At 70.0% G+C, this 16,746-nt stretch carries 16 protein-coding genes; 9 read left to right on the forward strand and 7 right to left on the reverse strand.

The window, feature by feature from the left end:
- The first annotated feature begins 308 nt into the window (after window positions 1-308).
- On the forward strand, window positions 309-461 hold the full coding sequence (locus tag N5095_RS06465) for a hypothetical protein (protein ID WP_267621930.1): 153 nt from the start codon (window positions 309-311) through the stop codon (window positions 459-461).
- Between the two features lie 266 nt (window positions 462-727).
- Here N5095_RS06465 and N5095_RS06470 read toward each other — a convergent pair whose 3' ends face one another.
- The 3 genes from N5095_RS06470 to N5095_RS06480 form a co-directional block, all read right to left on the reverse strand.
- Complete coding sequence (locus tag N5095_RS06470) at window positions 728-2,890, reverse strand: hypothetical protein (protein ID WP_267621931.1); 2,163 nt, start codon at window positions 2,888-2,890, stop codon at window positions 728-730.
- Complete coding sequence (locus tag N5095_RS06475; protein ID WP_267621932.1) at window positions 2,887-3,375, reverse strand: hypothetical protein; 489 nt, start codon at window positions 3,373-3,375, stop codon at window positions 2,887-2,889. Before N5095_RS06475 ends, N5095_RS06470 begins: the two co-directional genes overlap by 4 nt.
- 539 nt (window positions 3,376-3,914) lie before the next feature.
- A complete protein-coding gene (locus N5095_RS06480) occupies window positions 3,915-4,103 on the reverse strand; it encodes a DUF8106 domain-containing protein (protein WP_267621933.1) in 189 nt (62 codons plus the stop codon).
- A gap of 179 nt (window positions 4,104-4,282) precedes the next feature.
- Here N5095_RS06480 and N5095_RS06485 point away from each other — a divergent pair, with 179 nt between their 5' ends.
- The gene (locus N5095_RS06485) at window positions 4,283-5,020 is read left to right on the forward strand and encodes a sporulation protein (RefSeq protein ID WP_267621934.1); all 738 of its coding nucleotides are present in this window, start codon (window positions 4,283-4,285) and stop codon (window positions 5,018-5,020) included.
- 244 nt (window positions 5,021-5,264) lie between these two features.
- Here N5095_RS06485 and N5095_RS06490 read toward each other — a convergent pair whose 3' ends face one another.
- The gene (locus N5095_RS06490; protein ID WP_267621935.1) at window positions 5,265-5,417 is read right to left on the reverse strand and encodes a DUF7556 family protein; all 153 of its coding nucleotides are present in this window, start codon (window positions 5,415-5,417) and stop codon (window positions 5,265-5,267) included.
- Between the two features lie 341 nt (window positions 5,418-5,758).
- On the opposite strand from N5095_RS06490, the gene N5095_RS06495 reads away from it, so the two are divergent.
- The gene (locus tag N5095_RS06495) at window positions 5,759-7,741 is read left to right on the forward strand and encodes a PAS domain S-box protein (protein ID WP_267621936.1); all 1,983 of its coding nucleotides are present in this window, start codon (window positions 5,759-5,761) and stop codon (window positions 7,739-7,741) included.
- A 25-nt stretch (window positions 7,742-7,766) separates the two neighbouring features.
- On the opposite strand, the gene N5095_RS06500 is transcribed toward N5095_RS06495, so the two are convergent.
- Window positions 7,767-8,327 carry an FAD-dependent oxidoreductase gene (locus N5095_RS06500; protein WP_267621938.1) on the reverse strand — a complete coding sequence of 187 codons (561 nt, stop codon included), beginning with the start codon at window positions 8,325-8,327 and terminating at the stop codon, window positions 7,767-7,769.
- Window positions 8,328-8,511: 184 nt separating this feature from the next.
- Here N5095_RS06500 and N5095_RS06505 point away from each other — a divergent pair, with 184 nt between their 5' ends.
- Both N5095_RS06505 and N5095_RS06510 read left to right on the forward strand, forming a co-directional pair.
- On the forward strand, window positions 8,512-8,874 hold the full coding sequence (locus N5095_RS06505; RefSeq protein WP_267621939.1) for a HalOD1 output domain-containing protein: 363 nt from the start codon (window positions 8,512-8,514) through the stop codon (window positions 8,872-8,874).
- A 390-nt stretch (window positions 8,875-9,264) separates the two neighbouring features.
- Window positions 9,265-9,834, forward strand: a complete 570-nt coding sequence (locus N5095_RS06510; protein ID WP_267621940.1) for a hypothetical protein — start codon at window positions 9,265-9,267, stop codon at window positions 9,832-9,834.
- Between the two features lie 66 nt (window positions 9,835-9,900).
- Here N5095_RS06510 and N5095_RS06515 read toward each other — a convergent pair whose 3' ends face one another.
- Entirely contained in the window at window positions 9,901-10,725 is an 825-nt protein-coding gene (locus N5095_RS06515) for a DUF7847 domain-containing protein (protein WP_267621941.1), read from the reverse strand.
- A 179-nt stretch (window positions 10,726-10,904) separates the two neighbouring features.
- On the opposite strand from N5095_RS06515, the gene N5095_RS06520 reads away from it, so the two are divergent.
- From N5095_RS06520 to N5095_RS06530, 3 genes are all read left to right on the forward strand, one after another.
- Window positions 10,905-11,261, forward strand: a complete 357-nt coding sequence (locus tag N5095_RS06520) for a hypothetical protein (protein ID WP_267621942.1) — start codon at window positions 10,905-10,907, stop codon at window positions 11,259-11,261.
- A 257-nt stretch (window positions 11,262-11,518) separates the two neighbouring features.
- The gene (locus tag N5095_RS06525) at window positions 11,519-11,836 is read left to right on the forward strand and encodes an MTH1187 family thiamine-binding protein (protein ID WP_267621943.1); all 318 of its coding nucleotides are present in this window, start codon (window positions 11,519-11,521) and stop codon (window positions 11,834-11,836) included.
- Between the two features lie 89 nt (window positions 11,837-11,925).
- Entirely contained in the window at window positions 11,926-12,999 is a 1,074-nt protein-coding gene (locus N5095_RS06530) for a thiamine ABC transporter substrate-binding protein (protein ID WP_267623010.1), read from the forward strand.
- Between the two features lie 25 nt (window positions 13,000-13,024).
- Here the strand turns inward: N5095_RS06530 and N5095_RS06535 are convergent, their stop codons facing one another.
- Window positions 13,025-13,684: a metallophosphoesterase family protein gene (locus tag N5095_RS06535; RefSeq protein WP_390203035.1), complete on the reverse strand. Its 660-nt coding sequence runs from the start codon at window positions 13,682-13,684 to the stop codon at window positions 13,025-13,027.
- A gap of 397 nt (window positions 13,685-14,081) precedes the next feature.
- On the opposite strand from N5095_RS06535, the gene N5095_RS06540 reads away from it, so the two are divergent.
- Complete coding sequence (locus N5095_RS06540; protein ID WP_267621945.1) at window positions 14,082-16,613, forward strand: S8 family serine peptidase; 2,532 nt, start codon at window positions 14,082-14,084, stop codon at window positions 16,611-16,613.
- Window positions 16,614-16,746 lie beyond the last annotated feature (133 nt).

The raw sequence follows: 16,746 nt of genomic DNA on the forward strand, positions 1-16,746 counted from the left end.
ACTGCGTAGTGATAGCACACCTCGCGAGCACGTTTACGTGTCGGCACACTACCACGAAACGGACCTGCCGCCCACAGGTCCACTGTCGCGACCGGAGGCCCTTCCCCCCCTCGCCTCCGTCGCGCGCTTTCGCCCTCCTGGCGGATTGTACCCGATAGGGGAGACACGTCGCCGTGCGCGCCCCGGAACGGTCGACTCGTCCGACTCGACCCCACCGTTTCTCGGTCGGAGTCACGGGCTAAAAATGTAAGATATATTGTTTGTAGGGGGAGACTTAAGGTGCCGTCCTGCAGGTGTCCGGGTGCGCAATGACGACACTGGACAGCGACACAGTCAGACGGGGACTCGCCGCGGCCGGTCTCTTCGCGACCGGCTACGCACTCGGCTACGCACACGGGTTCGAGAGCGCGCTCCGGCCACGTATCTGGGACTCGAAGCGGGCCGAACGGCGGCGCACCTGACACCGTCGGCCGTACCTGTTCGAAGGTCCACGGCTCCGGCCGGGTGTGGGGGGTTCCGGAACGCACAGCCAGTAGTACAAGCGAGTCGCCGCGGAACCGGTGCCAGGCGGACTGGAGGGGGACGAGTGGGGTCGAACTCGCTCTCTACGGCCCCCACCGGTCGGCCGCGAGCCGAACTCGTCCTGCCGTCGGGTCGGCCGCGACTTCACTCGTTTTGCCGTCGAACCGGCCGACGACACGCCACCGAGCGAAGGCGGTCGGTCCGGTCAGAACACGGAGAACAACGTGCCGAGCAGCGGCCGCGACAGCGGGAGCAGATAGCGCCCGGTCGTCGAGAACAGCCCGCCGGCGACGAGGAGGTAGGTCGTCGTCGACGCGGCCGCGACGCCGAGTACGACCGCGCCGACCGACCGACGAGTCGACGCGTCGAGCCGGTCGCCGCCCGCGAGCACCGCCCACCCGCCCGCCGCGACGGCGACGGCGAACGCGACCGTCCCGTGTAGCTGGACGGCCTCGCCGAGCGACGGCCCGAGGAGCGCGAAGGCCGCCGCGTACCACGCCAGCCCCCCGGCGACCGCGACGAGGTACGCCCCCGTCAGCCGACGGGGACGGGCCGAGACCGCCTCGCGCACGCTGGCGCTCCGGAGCACGCCGTACAGTCCGAGCGGGTAGAGCGCGTGGAGGTACCGGACCGTCAGCATGTGGTGCATCGGGAGCCCGTCGAACGTCGTAGCCAACAGGACCAGCGTGTAGGCGACCGCGAAGGCGTCGGCGGTACGCGCGGGTCTCCGAGTGCGCCCCTGCCACGACGCCCGGAGCCGTTCGCCGACGACCGCCGCTCGCGACGCGGCCGGCCGGGCCACGCCGCCGTCCGCTCGGCTCGCGAGCGCCGCTCCCGACCGGTCGCCGCGACGGGAGAGCCGCCGGAGCGCCGCCGCCGGGAGGGCGGCGAGCGCGGCCAACAGCGGCATCGACTCCAGGACGCTGAGGTTGATGGCGGCGTCCTCGCCGGTCCGGAGGCTCGCCACGTAGCCGCTCCGGAGGAAGACGGCCGCGACCTGGTCGGGGTCGGTAATCGCCGCCAGCGAGCGCTCGCCGCGGCTCGCCACGGTCGACACCCCCTGGTCGACCAGACCGACGGCCGCCGAGAGACCGGCGGCGAGCGTCCCGAACGCGCCGAAGGCGGCGCCGAGCGGGCCGGTCGCGGAGCGCACCGACGCGGAATCCCCGTTCGGCGTGTTCGACCCGTCCGTCGCGCCCGCTCCCGCTCCCGCTCCGTCGGCACCCCCTCCGCCGGTTCCGTCCGCCCCGCCGATTTCGCCCGCTCCGCCCGTGCCACCGACGCCGGCGTCGACCCCGGCCAGTTCCTGACCGTGGTAGTGAGGGAGGAGCTTCAGCGGCTGGAGCGGGTCGCCGGCGACGGCGGCGTTCGTCGCGAGAAACGGGAGCGCCGAGACCGCGAGGGCGGCCGCCACGACGGAGAGCCCCCGGATGTCGGTCCGACGCGCGGTCGCGAGGTCGACCGGGACGAGCGCGAGCGCGAGGAGGAGGGCCTCGCCGGCGTGTTGCCACGCCGTGAGTCCGATACAGGCGTAGGCGACCGCGCGGAACCGGGTCTCTCCGCGGACGGTCGGCGCGCCTCGGCTCCGGTAGAGCGCGTACAGCGCGGTCGTGACGAACAGCGCGGTGACGGCGTGCTGTTTCGGACCGACCGCCCAGAAGCCGACCGGCGTCGCGGCGGCGGCGGCGACCCCGGCGAAGTGCCCGACGCGTCGGTCGGCGACCGCGCATCCGAGTCGGTAACAGACCACGGCCGTCAGCGCGGCGGCGACGGCCGTCGTGGCCTGGAGTGCGACCAGCGGGAGCCAGCGGGTCGGGAACGGGGTCGCGACGGCGAGGTTCGCGAGGAAGGCGACGAGGGCGACCCCCGCGCCGACGAACTTGGCCTCCCGGCCGCGGCCGACCTCGCCTCCGACGAGGACGACGACCGCGAGCAGGCCACAGGACCAGAGCGCGGCGAAGGCGACCCCGAGGTCGACGACGAGCGCGGCCCCGCGCAGGAAGAGGAGCGCGGGGAGCGAGAGCAGGACGAGGCCGTAGTTGTCGGCGACGCGTCGGCCGTCGACGTAGCGCATCCCGGGCGTCTCCCCGCTCGACGGACCGAAGGCGATTCCGGGGACGTGGAACTGCCCCTCCGCGAGCGCGACCAGCGCGTTGAGGTTCGCGAAGTTGTCGTTCGAGAGGGTCTCGACCCGCCAGAACAGCGCGAAGAAGCAGAGCGCACCCAGAAAGAGGGCGAGGCCGGCTCTGTCCCCGAACACGGCTCGGCCGACCCGGCGGGCGAGGTCGTCGAGTCGGTCGTCGAGCGCGGCGAACGTGTCGAGCCGCCCCGCCCGCTCGGTCCCCTCGTCGGTCGGCGGCCGGCTCATCGGCGCACCTCGACGGTCACCGTCTCCTGGTAGAGCTGGTCGTACTCGTCGCCGGTGCGGAGCCAGACGCCGACCGTCGCGTCGTAGCGGTTCGCGGTGACGTACTCGGGGCTCACGTCGACTGCGGGGAATCGGAGTCGGACTGACTCGCCCGACCGTCCCCCGAGTTCGTAGGTCCGGACGTCCGAGTAGTAGATACCGGGAACGTCCACCGTGAGCTTGAGCGCGGGGTTCCCCGACACGTCGTCGACGGCTACACGCCCGGGGGTGGATTCGAGGTGGTACGTGCCGGCGTCGAAGTCTCCACGCACCAGTTCGAGGCCATCGACCGGCGGCCGCTCGAGCGTGACGGCGGCGTCACCGCTCCCGACCGGGTGGGCGCTCCCGGCCGAGAGGCCGACGGCCGGAAGCAGCGGGCCGGTGGCGACCGTGACGACCGCCAGGAACGCGAGAACCGTCGCCACGGACGCGTCGCTGTAGTCCATGGACCGACCTGTCCGATTCGCTACTAAAGGGTTGCGCCCCGGCTATCGCCGTTGATTCACGGCGCTCGTGCTCGGCTCTGAGCGGCGGGTGGGTCCGGGTGGGCCGCGGCGCGGTCGGCCGGCCCGTGCGAGCCGACTCCGAAAAGTGCCGCTTCAGGTCAAGACGCCGCACTCCGGACAGCGCGTACCGACCGACATCGACAGCATTCCCGTCTCGCGTCGGGTCAAGGGGGCGCCGCAGTTCCCACAGCGGGGACTGTTCTCGGACCCGTCGTCGTGAGGGTGTGAAGACATGACGTACCACGTAACACGGGGGACTACTAAGCTGTTGTCGCCGCTCGGCTGGTCGTGTTCAGTTGAGCGACTCACCGAGCAGAGACGGGCAACAACCGGCCGAACAGCCGGTGTTGGGAGGGACTTCAGAAGGGGCCGCGAGCGCGGGTTTCCGTGAACTACCGAAACAGCACTTCTCCCGACTCGACCCCTCTCAACTACACACCGCCGCTCGGCTGGAGTCGGTGCGGCCCCGACCGACGGCCTCAGAACTTCGGCCGGACCGTGAGCGTCGCCTCGCAACTGGGACAGTCGTAGACCACACGAGTCGGTTCGTCGTGACGCAGCCAGTTGCCGTCGGGCGGGCTCTCGTGCCCGCAGTCGGGGCAGTACAGCACCGCTTTGGTCGTCCCACCCCGAGTCGGTCGTCGGGGGCGGAGGGCTGAAGTATTCATCATCGGTGACAGATGCGCCCCGTAGATAAGTCTTCTTACGGACACGTCTCATCGAAATATACGTCAACGTTGGCCACGGACGAGTGAGTCACGCACGGGTGTCGGTGGAGCCGAGGCCGCCCTCGCCCGTGAGGTCGACAGAAACTACATGGCCCGCGGCCGTGTGGTCGCGGACGACGATGAAGAAGGTCCTCGCGAGCATCGGTATCGGTAACGCCACCGTCGACACGGTTCTCCCCACCGACTCGGTCGTGCCGGGGGAGACTGTCGACGCCGAAGTACACGTGGTCGGCGGGAACGCCGACCAGACGGTCGACGCCGTCCGCTTCGAAGTCGAGACACGCGTGCGGACCGAGGACGGGTACGACGACGTCGACGTGGGGCGACTGACGCTGACCGACGGGTTCACTGTCGAGGCCGGCGCCGAGAAGACGATTCCGGCGACCGTCGAGATTCCGTTTCACACCCCGGTCACGCTCGGGAACGTCGACGTGTGGGTCGAGACGGAACTCGACATCGCCCGTGCCGTCGACCCCGAGGACCGGGACTCCCTCGACGTTCGACCGACGCCGCGGATGCGGGCGCTGTTCGACGCGATGGAGCGACTCGGCTTCCGGCTCCACACGGCCGACTGCGAGGCCGACCCCTACGGCCGCTACGTCTCGGGACGACGGTTCGTCCAGGAGTTCGAGTACCGCCCCGACGGCGGCGCGTTCGCCGGCCGACTCGACGAGGTGGAGCTCGTTCTCGACCCCGGCCCCGACGCGCTGACAGCCTACGCGGAGGTGGACCGCCGAGGCGGCCTGCTGAGCGAGCTAGCCGACGCCGACGAGTCCCGCACGGAACTAACGGTGACGACGACCGACGTCGACCGGCTCGTCGACGACGTCGAGGCGACCCTCGAACGACACGCCTGACCCGTCGACGACCTCGTCCACGGTCGCGGTCGGTCCTGCTCGTGGCCGCGGTCGGTCCTGCTCGTGGCTGCGGTCGGTCCCGCTCACGGTCGTGGTCGGGTCCGTCGGCGACACGGTCGGATGTCGGTGAGCCGGCCCGCGGCGACGCGTCACACGCTCTCCACTCGTGTGCCCACACGTCGGTGTGGAGCCGTCAAACCGAAAGAAGGTGGAGGGTGGTGGCGGACCGTGGCCGCCGCGCCGGTCAGGGCGCCGTCGGCTTGCGTCCGCCCGTGTCGTCGAGTCGCATCGCGATCCAGGCGTCGTCCTGGTCGAGGTCCGCGATGATCAGCCGACGCGTCGTTCCGTCGTCGTCGATGGCGCTCATGACGCTCTCACCGTCGGTCGTGGGGGACATTCAGGTATCAATCCTCGTACCGTTCACACGCGTTTGTGCCCTGAAAAACATTGCTATCTATCATGTGTAACGCGGACGGACAGTCAGTGCGGGGGTACGAACCGCCGCCCGGCCTCCGGAGCACCGAGCGGGTTCACCTCGGGTCGGTCGTGGGGAGGTCGGCCACGTTCGGCCGCCGGTGGCCCCTCGATACCGATTCGTCTCTCCCGGTCGGTGCCGATGGGCCGGTCGTCCTGCCGGGTCAGCCACACCGACGAGGCCGTCTCCCCCATAGTAACCCTTTTCACGTAGATTCTCGGAGAGTGATACTACTCGAACGTAGTACGTTCTGATACTGATTAATGTTGGACGACGTAGACGAGGGCCCGCGGTCCGCCCACCGGGAGCAGGTGTACGAGACGTTCGCCGACCGGAGCGTCGGCCCCGAAACGGCTATTCAGCGGGCGTTGGCAGTGGGTGTCGAACGATTCGACGTCGACGTCGGGCTCTTCACCCGCGTTTCGGACGGCGTCCGGTGTATCCTCGAGGCAGCCGGTGGGCGGGGCTTCGAGGCGGGCGACACCTGTCCGCTGGAGCGGTCGTACTGTCGGAACACTGTCGACGCGAGCGGTTCACTCTGTGTCGAGAGCGCGGCGGACGCGGGGTCGATTCCGCGCGCCGCCTACGAGGACCTCGGGTTCGAGACGTACGCCGGCTGTAAGCTCGTTGTCGACGGAGCGGTGTTCGGGACTATCTGCTTCCTGGGGGAGAGAGAGCGCGACCGACCGTTCTCGGAGGCCGAGGAGCTGTTCGTCGAACTCGTCGCTCGGCTGGCGTCGCAGGCGCTCGAACGACGGAGCTACGAGAACCGGCTCCGTCGCCGGACCGAACAGGTCCTCGAGGAGAAACGCCGGCTGGAGGGGGTCACCCAGACGACGTTCGACCTCATCTACCGCATCGACTCGGCGACGGAGTTCACGTACGTCTCCCCCGCGGCGTCACAGCTGATCGGATACGACCCGGAGGAACTCCTCGGCCGGTCGTTCGCCGAGTTCCTGACCCCCGCGTCGACACAGGTCGCGATGGAGGCGTTCCAGAGTGTCTTCGCCGGTGAGCCGGTCGAGCAGGTCGAAGTAGAGTTCACAGGAGGCGACGGCGAGGTCGTCGTTCTGGAGGCGAACGTCAGACCCGTCTACGACGACGACGACGAGGAAGTCGTGGAGGCACAGGGTGTGGCGCGCGACGTCACCACCAGGCGCCAACAGGACCGCGAACTCCGAGTGCGCAACAGGGCGCTCGCGGACGCACAGTTCGGCATCGCCATCGCGGACGCCACTCGGCCCGACTATCCGATCGTCGACGTGAACGACGCGTTCCAGCGACTGACGGGGTACCCCGAGTCGGAGGTGGTGGGAGAGAGCTGGCTGTTCCTGCGAGGCGAAGAGACCGACCCGTCGGCGTTGACGACCCTCTACGAGGCCGTCAAAGCCGGCGAACCCGAGACCGTTCAACTGCTCGGCTACCGGCGCGACGAGACGCCGTTCTGGGTTCGCGCGTCGGTGTCTCCGGTGACCGACGACGCCGGCGCGGTGTCACACATCATCGGGTTCGTCGAGGACGTCACCGAGCGTACCCGGACGGAACGGCTCGTTCAGCTCCTCAATCGGGTCCTCAGGCACAACCTCCGTAACGACATGAACGTTCTCGTCGGCTACGGCGCGCTGCTCGACGAGCCGGCGGCCCAACAGCCGCCCGATATCGGGCGGGTCGTCCAGTCGACGGCCGCCGACCTCGTCGCGCTGAGCGAGAAGGCGCGCGAACTGGAGCGGTACGCCCGACGGGAGCGCACCCCGACGCGGCTGGACCCGGCGGAGCTGTTCGCCCGAGCGCTCGAACCCCACCTCCCGGCGCATCCAGAGGCGGTCGTCGACGTCGTGGTGGAGACGGACCGCGACGTCTGTGCCGGTGCCGAGCTGGCGCGGGCGCTCGAAGAGCTGGTGGACAACGCGCTCGAACACGACCCCGACCCCGACACGCGGGTGAGCGTCACGGCTCGGGACGACGGCGACGCGATCGAGATCACCGTCGCCGACGACGGTCCGGGGCTCCCGGAGATGGAGGCCGCAATCGTGGAGGCGGGTCGAGAGACCCCGCTCGAACACGGCGACGGGTTGGGGCTCTGGCTGGTGAACTGGGTGGTCACCCGCTACGGCGGCTCGTTCCAGATTCGCGCGTCGGACTCGGACGAGGGCTCCGGGACGGTCGCGACGCTCCGGCTCCCGGCCGTCGGGACGGAGCAACGAGTCGAGGACGTCGCCCGTCGCCCAACGACGCTGTTCCGGTGACCGACGGCTCGGGAACGGACGACCGTTACAGTTCCGGCACGTCGTCGGGCGTGTCGAAGTCGTGGAAGTGCTCGCCCTCCTCCTTGCTCAGGATGTGGAGCGCCGCGGCGCCGCCGTCACCCGCCGAGATGATGGCCTGCCACTCCTCGGCGCGGACCATCGCGCCGGTCGCGTAGGCGTTCTCGACGCTCGTCTCCATCGAGAGGTCCACGTCGACGAGGTCGCCGTCGAAGTCACAGCCGAGCTCCTCGGCGAGGTCGCGCTTGGCACCCGTCGCGAGCACGAGGTACCGACTCTCGTACGACCCCTCGTCGGTCGTCACCCGGAAGCCGTCGTCGGTCGTCTCGACGCCGGTCGCGGGCTCGTCGGTCCGGACGTCGCCGCCGCGGTCGCGCACCTGCCCGCGGGCGACCTCCATGAACTCGCTCCCCGAGAGGCTCCGGTGGCCGAGGTAGTTGAACAGGTGCGCCTTGTGCATCCACGTTCCGTCCCCGTCCAGCACGAGGGTGTCGAGCCCGTTCTTCGCCGTGAACAGTGCTGCGCTCAGGCCGGCGGGACCGCCGCCGACGACGAGTACGTCCGTCATACGCTCCCTAGAGAGGGCGTGCCGATGGATAAAACGTGTTGTGCTCGTCGTTTTCGCCGGTTCTACGGGCTGTGTCACCAGTTTCACTCCGATACGTCTAGTACTAAGTACGAAGCTCGTCTGACAAAGATTTATTAGGTGTCATCCGTTTGTCTGCGCTGTCGACAGCGAGGGGGGACTTCGAATGCTAGAATATCGGCACACCATCGACGGTAAGGACGAGGCGACCGCACCACACACGACAGACACGACGGACGACCCGGACGGCACCGCCGACCCGGTCACGAGTCCGTCCCGACTCGTCTACCGCGCGGACGACGACCAGGCGCTCAGCACCGCGGTCGCGTTCGCGGTCGCCGAGTTCCGCGAGGTCGACCCCGTCGCCCTCGCCGGTGACACCGTCCTGGGCAGGACGGTGGACCTCGGAGCCTTGGACGACCTCCAGTCCCGCTCGGCCGACGAGACGGAGTGGAGCTTCGAGTTCACGCTCCCCGAAGAGCGCGTCACCGTCGAGAGCAACGGTCGCATCGTCGTCGCGAGCGACTGAGCAGCGGCACGGAGTTCTGCGGCGCACCCCGATTCACGAGCGACGGCCCCACCGGGTACCGTGTCGTCGGCCGGTCCCGCGCCGCCGCGCGGGCCCTGCGCCGTCGGCCGACTCCGTGGTGACGCGCCGTTCCGCCGTCGTTCTCGTCTTCCTGCCGCCGTTTCGTCCTCCGCCGTCGTTCCCTCTTCCTGCCGCCGTTTCGTCCTCCGCCGTCGTTCCCTCTTCCTGCCGCCGTTTCGTCCTCCGCCGTCGTTCCCTCTTCCTGCCGCCGCCTCGTCCTTCCATTGCCGTTTCGTCTTTCCATCGCTCGTCGGCTCGCCCGACGCCGAGGGTCCGGTCACCGCCGGCCCGACGTGAGGTATTACTCCCTGCGGAGCCTCATCCGTACTCATGACCGACTCCTGGTCCAGCCGCCACCTCCTCTCCCTGTTGGTCGTCGCCCTGGCGGTCGTGCTCTCCCTCCTGGTCGGCGTCGTCGGCGCGGGCGCGTTGCTGGTCTTCGGCGCCTCCGCGGCGGTCGCGACCGACCTCTTCCCGTGGCTCGTGGCGGCCGCCTTCCTCACCCAGTCGACCGTCGTCCTCTGTGTCGCGGTGGTGTGGCTCGTCCTCTCCCGGGCGGCCTTAGCCGTCGGCGACCGACTCTACCTCGGCGCGGTCGAGGCCGAGTCCGAGCACTGGTGGGCGGAGCGCCTCCGCCTCGCGGACCGTTTCGCCCCGCTCACCAGACACGACACCGACGCGGTCTCCCGCCTCCAGCGTCGGTACGTCGACGGTAACCTCGACGAGGCCGCGTTCGAGCGCGAACTCGACCGGCTCCTCGACGAGGGGGGAGCGGTCGACGAGCCATCGACGGCGTCCGACTCCGGGTTTGAGAACGCCGGCGGAGTCGAGGGCGTCGGTGCCGACCGCGACGGCGCGCCCGAGCGGGAGCGGTCGGTCGAGACGGAGCGGGGAAGCTGACTTCGGGTTGTCGTCGACGGCGAACGAATGCGGAGAACACCGCGACGGGACGGCCGTCCGGCCGGCTCAGACGCTCGGCGTCGCGCCCCGAATATCGCGGTAGAACGCGACGGAGTACGCGCTGAACAGGCCGCCCATCAGCGTCCCGCCGACGAGGACGACGGCCGAGAGGACGGCCACGAGAGCGAGCGACGGCTGTGCGACGCCGACCGTCGGCGCCGCGGGGGTCGGCGCCGGTCCGGTCGGCGTGGTGAGTAGCGCCGAGGTCACGCCGACGACGAGGCCGAACCCGCCGCCGACGAGACTCACGAACAGCGTGTAGCCGAACGTGCTGAGCAGGTTCCGGCGGACGACGGCCGCGCTGCGCTTCAGCCCGTCGACCGCGCCGAGGTCGTCGACGACGATGGCCTGTCCGTAGAACTGCAGGAAGAACAACAGGAGGAAGCCGACGAGCGCGACCAGCAGGACGACGGCCCCGACACCGAACAGGGCGAGACCCCCGCCGCTGCCGCCGGCGACGGCGGCGACTCCCATGGCGACCGCCGCAATCGTGACGACGATACCGAAGACGAAGCTCACGGCCAGCACCGCCAGGTACACGGCCAACAGCGACACGTAGTGCGCCTTGCCGGACTCGACGAACGTGGCGAAGCGGGTCTCGCCGTCGACCGCCTCGTTCGCGAGCCCGAGGATACCACCCATGAAGAAGGGGAGGACGAACACGAACACGCCGGTGAACAGCAGCGACCCGACGCTCGCGAGCCACGGGTCGAGCAGTTGAAGCGCGAACTGGGGGAGTTGGAGGAGGCTCAACAGCGCGGCGACACCGAACAGGACCGGGTTCCGCAGCGCGGCCCGGCCGCCGGTTCGGAGGGAGGACAGTGCACCCATGGTGGGGTCTCGTTCGATGGACGACATAAGCGTGGGTGGCTCGTCCCCGTTCACACGTGACCGACCACGTAACGACAAGGTGTGTTATACGCTCGGCGTCGTCCGGTCCTCGGAGGCCGGAGTCGGTACCTAATCCTTTGGGAGCATCCGGTTTCCCACTCCCGCCCACACGGTGTACTATGTCGGAATGCCTGACCTGCGCGGACGAACTCGGAAAGCCCGGCGAGCACCGGTATCGGCTCGGCCCGGTCGACTCCTTCGACTGGCTCGGCGAACTCTGTGTGGACTGCGGTGCGGACCTCCTCGAACGCGCCGACGAGGGGTCGTGTCTCTGTTGTGGCGACGCCGCCGACTACAGCGTCCGGCGGCTCGCCCACACCGGTACGGAGGCGAACACACGGAGCTACGCCCCCGACCGCAGCCGCGCCGCGTTCTGCGAGGGGCACGTGGGCGAGTGGTCGCCGACGACGGACGGGAGCGTCGCCGACACCGCCGACGAGTCGAGCGCACCGGCGTCTGGCCGAATCGAGGGCTGAGTGAGGCGCCGGGCATCCTTCCCGGCCCCCGGCCTCGCTCCCTCGTTCCCGCTCCTTTTCCTCCTCCTCGACACGGTCGCTTCCCGTCCTCCGTCGACTCCCTGCCTCGAAACGTTCCGTTCGCTCCGTGTTCTCCGTCGCTTCACGGTTTCTCCCTCGGTCCCGCTCACTTCCCCCAGGACGCCTTCGTGGAGGAGTGACCCCGAGCCGCGCGCGTATCACTTGGTTATATTACTCCGTGTCGACTACCGTCGGGTATGACCGTCACCGCCGCGCTGACCGTGGCGCCGCTCGGCGACCCGGACGCCGACTTCGACGCGGAGATTGCGAAGGCAATCGACGCGCTGGAGCGCTTCGACGTGGAGTACGAGACCCACCCGATGGAGACGACCATCGAGGCCGACGACCTCGACGAGGTGTTCGCCGCCGCGCAGGCAGCGAGCGAGGCCGTCGACGCCCGCCGCGTCCTGACGAGCCTCAAAGTCGACCACTTCCGTGAGGAGCAGCTCGGCGTCGAGGAGAAGGTCGACCGCGTGGAGGCCCACCTCGGCCGGGAGGCCCGGAGCCGACGATGAGCCGCGACGCCGACCACCGGCACGACGACCGGTCGACCGCTCGATTCGACGGCCGGTCGACCGCCGGAGCGGACAGCCGCCACACGTCGATTCGACGCCGGGCGTTCCTCGCCGGTGCGGGCGCCGCCAGCGTCGGGCTGGCGGGCTGTACCAGGTTCGTGCCGGGGACCGGTGGTGGCGGCACCGCCGACACGCTCCGCGTCGGGACGTACCAGGCGTTCGTCGATGCGCCCAGCACCTCGGCCGGTGAGTGGGTGAAGACGGCGTTCGAGGAGCGCACCGGGAAGACCCTGGAGTGGGTCGTCCGCGAGAACGAGTTGAACGAGTTCATCCAGCGCCGTCAACGCGGCGCGCCGATGGAGGCCGACGCCTACCTCGGGGTAACACCGCAAGACCTCGTGCGCGCGGACGCGACGCTCGACGACGACACGCCGCTGTTCGAGGGGCTCGACACCTCACAGGTGGAGAACGTAGGGAACGTCGAGGACGCTTTCCGGTTCGACCCGCAGAACCGCGTGCTCCCGACCGGGGCGTCCTACGTCTGTCTCGTCTACGACGAGGGAGCGGTCGAGGCGCCGACCTCGTTCGACGACCTCCTGGGGGAGGCGTACGCGGACTCCCTCCTGCTCGCCAACCCCGAGAGCACCGCGACGGGGCTCCTCTTCTTACTCTGGTCGCTCATGCAGAAGGGGGCCGACTCGTACCTCGACTACTGGCGGCGCCTGCTCGACAACGGCGTCCGGGTACTCGGCTCGTGGAGCGACGCCTACGCGGCGTACTCCGAGGGCGAGGCGCCGATGGTCGTCTCGTTCTCGACGGACCAGGTGTACGCCGCCGCCGAGGACCAGCCGATGAGCCGCCACCAGATAGCCTTCCTCGAGAACCAGGGGTACGCCTACGTCGACGGCATCGGGAAGTTCGCGACGACCGAGCGCGACGACCTCGTGAACGAGTTCACCTCCTTCCTGCTCCAGCCGGAGGTCCAGCGCGAGACCGCCGTGAAGAACGTCGGCATCCCCACCGTCTCGAACGCGTCGTTGCCGGAGGAGTACCAGCAGTACGTCAAGGTGCCCGAGGAGCCGGTGCAGTACGGTTACGAGGAGCTCGCCGCGAACATGCAGAGTTGGCGCGACGAGTGGGCGCGGATGGCGGCCTCGCAGTAGCGCCGGCCGGCTCGTCCCCTCCGCCCTACCGCTCCGCTTCGTTCGGCTCCGGTGTCTCGGTCCGTTCCAGCCCGAGCGTGTCGGGGTCGAGACTGTAGTACGACTCCGTGACGGGGGCCAGACACACCACACGCGTGTCGCCGAAGCTCCCCTCCGCGTGCTGGTGGTGGTGACCGACCAGACAGAGGTCGGGTTCGAGCTCGCTCAGAATCCGGTCCATCGGCCGACAGCCGACGTCGTAGCCGTCGGTGTGCAGAACGCCGTGTGGCGCCTCGTGGGCGAGGAACACGTCCACGTCGTGAAGCCCCATTGCGGCCTCCACCTCGGATTCGACGAAGTGGCGACGGCGAGCACCGACGAGCTCCTCGCGGGACTTCTCGTACTGCGTCGGCGCGTAGTTGCCTGACAGGCCGGCGAGTTTCAGGTCGCCGATCTCGAAGGCTCGACTGGCGACGAGGATGAGGTTCGAGACCCCCTCCACGTCGGGGTCGTCGCCCTCGCGGAGGGCATCGACCACGTCGAGGTCCTCGTTGTTGCCGGCGACGAAGTACGTCGGCGTCGGGAGGTCGTAGTGGCCGAGGTCGCCGAGTTGAAGGGTAACCGGAGCGTCGGCGGCCTCGTAGGCCGCCATCAGGGACGCCCGGTTCTCCGGGTCGTCCGCGTGAGCGTCGCCGAGGACCGTTATCATGTCGGTTGGTTCGACCGGCGTTCACCTAAGGCTCCCGCCTCAGTCACCCGTCTCGAAGGTTCCTCGCACGGCTCCGGCGAGTCCGACTGTGCTCCCACGCCGGGCGGGTGGTCCGAGCGGCGATTCGGTCGGGGAGCGGACCAGTCGGCGGAGGGGTCGGCCGCCACCTGCTTTCACCGCGGTTCGAACTAGTTTTATATAAAAATTCTAACCGTTTCATGGGTTTGGGTACCGCGTAAACAGCCGGTAACCGCCACTTAGCAAAGGGGATGCATCTGTTGACGTCGGTAGAGCGACCGGGCGGCGTCGGACGACGTCCGGGGGCGACGACTGGTCGTCGCGCCTCCGGGTCGGGTGCCACCGACGACGCCGTCGCCGGTCGACCCCAGCAACCATGTCATCACAGACCTCCGCGCGAAGCCGGCGGGCCGTGGGCGTGCTAGTCGCGCTCGTCGTGGTCACGGCCGGCTTCGTGCCGTTCGCCCTCGCCTCGTCCCCGACAGACGCCACCGGTGCCACGAGCGGTGCCGACGCCGACGAGCGTTCTACCACTCTCGCGGGGGCGGGAGCGGACACGCGTACGGACGGTGGAGCCGCGTCCGACCTCGGCGTCGGCGGGTCGACAGTCCGGCAGTCGGCCGGGAGCGTCACCAGCGAGGGTGTCGAGACGATGAACCTCTCCGCGGCGCACGAGGCCGGCTACACCGGAGAGGGGACCACGGTGGTCATCATCGACGACGGGTTCGACACGTCGAACCCCGAAATCGCGGACCAGGTGACCGCGACGAGGGACTTCACCGGTCACGGTATCGGTCGGGGACAGTCCGGCCTCCACGGAACGGCGGTCGCCGAGATTCTCGCCGACACCGCCCCGGACGCGAACCTCGTGCTCGTCCGAGCGAACACCGAGACCCAGCTGTACCGCGCGATTCGGTACGTCGACGGGCAGACGGACGCCGACGTGGTGAGCCTCTCGCGCAACTGGCGCCACGCGGGTGCACTCGACGGGAGCTCGCGGATGGACGAGGCCATCTCCGAGAGCGTCGCCGACGGGACGACGTGGTTCGTCTCCGCGGGCAACGCGGGCGACGGAAAACACTGGTCGGGCGAGTGGAGCGACCCCGACGGCGACGGCTGGCAGAACTTCGCGGGCGACCGGGAGACCACGGACGTCGTGCTCCCGGCGCCACACGACGACGTGCACTCCGACGTGTCCCTCTCGCTGCAGTGGGACGCGTGGCCCCGCACGGACGCGGACTACGACCTCTACCTGACCAACACGACGGAGATGGAGTGTACCGACGCCGAGGGCCAGCCGACGTTCTGTGACGAGAACGTCGTCGCCAGCGGTTCAGTCCGCCAGACGGGCCACCAGGAGCCGTGGGAACTCGTCTCCAGTCACTGGGTGGACGCCTTCGACGCCTCCTCGTACGAGACCGGGGAGGGGCCGGTGTTCCACGCCGCCATCCGCGCACACGACGCCCCCTCGGACGCCCAGTTCGACCTGTACGCCGGTGACGGCCACCGGCTCCGACAGGACGCGACCGCCGAGGGGAGCGTGCTGCTGCCCGCGACGAACCCCGACGTGGTTACGGTCGGGGCGACCACCGCCGACGGGAGCCGCGTCGCCGACTACTCCTCGCGCGGGCCGACCGTCGACGGACGGACGAAGCCCGACCTCGTCGCCCCCGCGGGCGTCAGCACCGACTCGGTGGGGCAGTTCACCGGCACCTCCGCGGCCGCGCCCCACGCCGCCGGCGTTGCCGCCGTCCTCCTCGAGGCCGACGCCGACCTCTCGCCGACGCAGGTGAAGTCGGTCATGACGGACACGGCGGCCCCGGTCAGCGGCGGACCGAACGCCGCCGGCGACGGCCTGGTCGACGCGGGCGCGAGCCTCGCCGCGGTCTCCTCGACTGCCGGCAGCGGCGACGACCCGACCGCGACGCCGGAACCGACTCCGGAGCCGACGGCGACGCCCGAACCGACCCCGGAACCGACGCCGGAGCCGACGGCGACCCCGGAACCGACGCCGGAGCCGACGGCGACCCCGGAATCGACGCCGGAGCCGACGGCGACCCCGGAATCGACGCCGGAGCCGACTCCGGAACCGACGGCGACGCCCGAACCGACCCCGGAACCGACTCCGGAACCGACGGCGACACCGGAGTCCACGCCCGAACCGACGCCGGAGTCCACACCGGAACCGACGGCGACGCCCGAATCGACGCCGGAGTCCACGCCAGAATCGACACCCGAATCGACGCCGGAGTCCACGCCCGAATCCACCCCAGAATCGACGCCCGAATCCACACCTGAGTCCACGCCCGAGGACGCCGGGAGCGCCGGCACAGGCGGCGGTGGCGACGGTGGGAGCAGCGGGGGCGGGTCGGCCGGCCCGGCGGTCGGGCAGGACGGCGGGCTCGGCATCCGTTCGGTGGAGGTGTCGGGGACGCCGACCGTCGGCACCTCGACGCCCGTGCTCGCGACCGTGTCGAACACGGACGTCGTCGACCACACGCGGACCATCGCGCTCCGGGTCGACGGGACCGTCGTCGCCGAACGGACGGTGACGCTCGCGAGCGGCGAGGAGGCCACCCTCCGATTCGCTCACAGCTTCGCCGAGGCGGGTGACCGACGCCTCGCGCTCGGGGCCCAGGAGCGGACCGTCGCGGTCCAGTCCGGGCAGACCGGCGAGAGCACGGACACGAACGCCGACGGCGAACCGACGGCGGTCGACGACGGGCAGGCAGTCCAGGGGGCGACCGAGACGGCCGTCGGCACCGGCGGACAGGCCGGAGCCCAAGCCGAGACCGAGCGGGCGTCCGCACAGGACCGAACCAGCTCCACGACCGTGCCCGGGTTCTCGGCACTGCTCGCGCTGGTGGCGCTCGTCGTCGGTCTGCTGGCGATGGCCCGACGACGCTGACTGCCGACCGCCGACGACCGTCCGCTGTCGCTCGCTTCTCCGCGTTCGCCGTCTCACTAGCGACCGCTACGTGGGAATCGGGTCGGCCCGCCCGTGACCTCGGCCGACGAGCGATAGCTGGGCGCCCGCGACG

Origin of the sequence: Halobium salinum, from assembly GCF_026586625.1 — an archaeon.
GTDB lineage: Archaea > Halobacteriota > Halobacteria > Halobacteriales > Haloferacaceae > Halobium > Halobium salinum.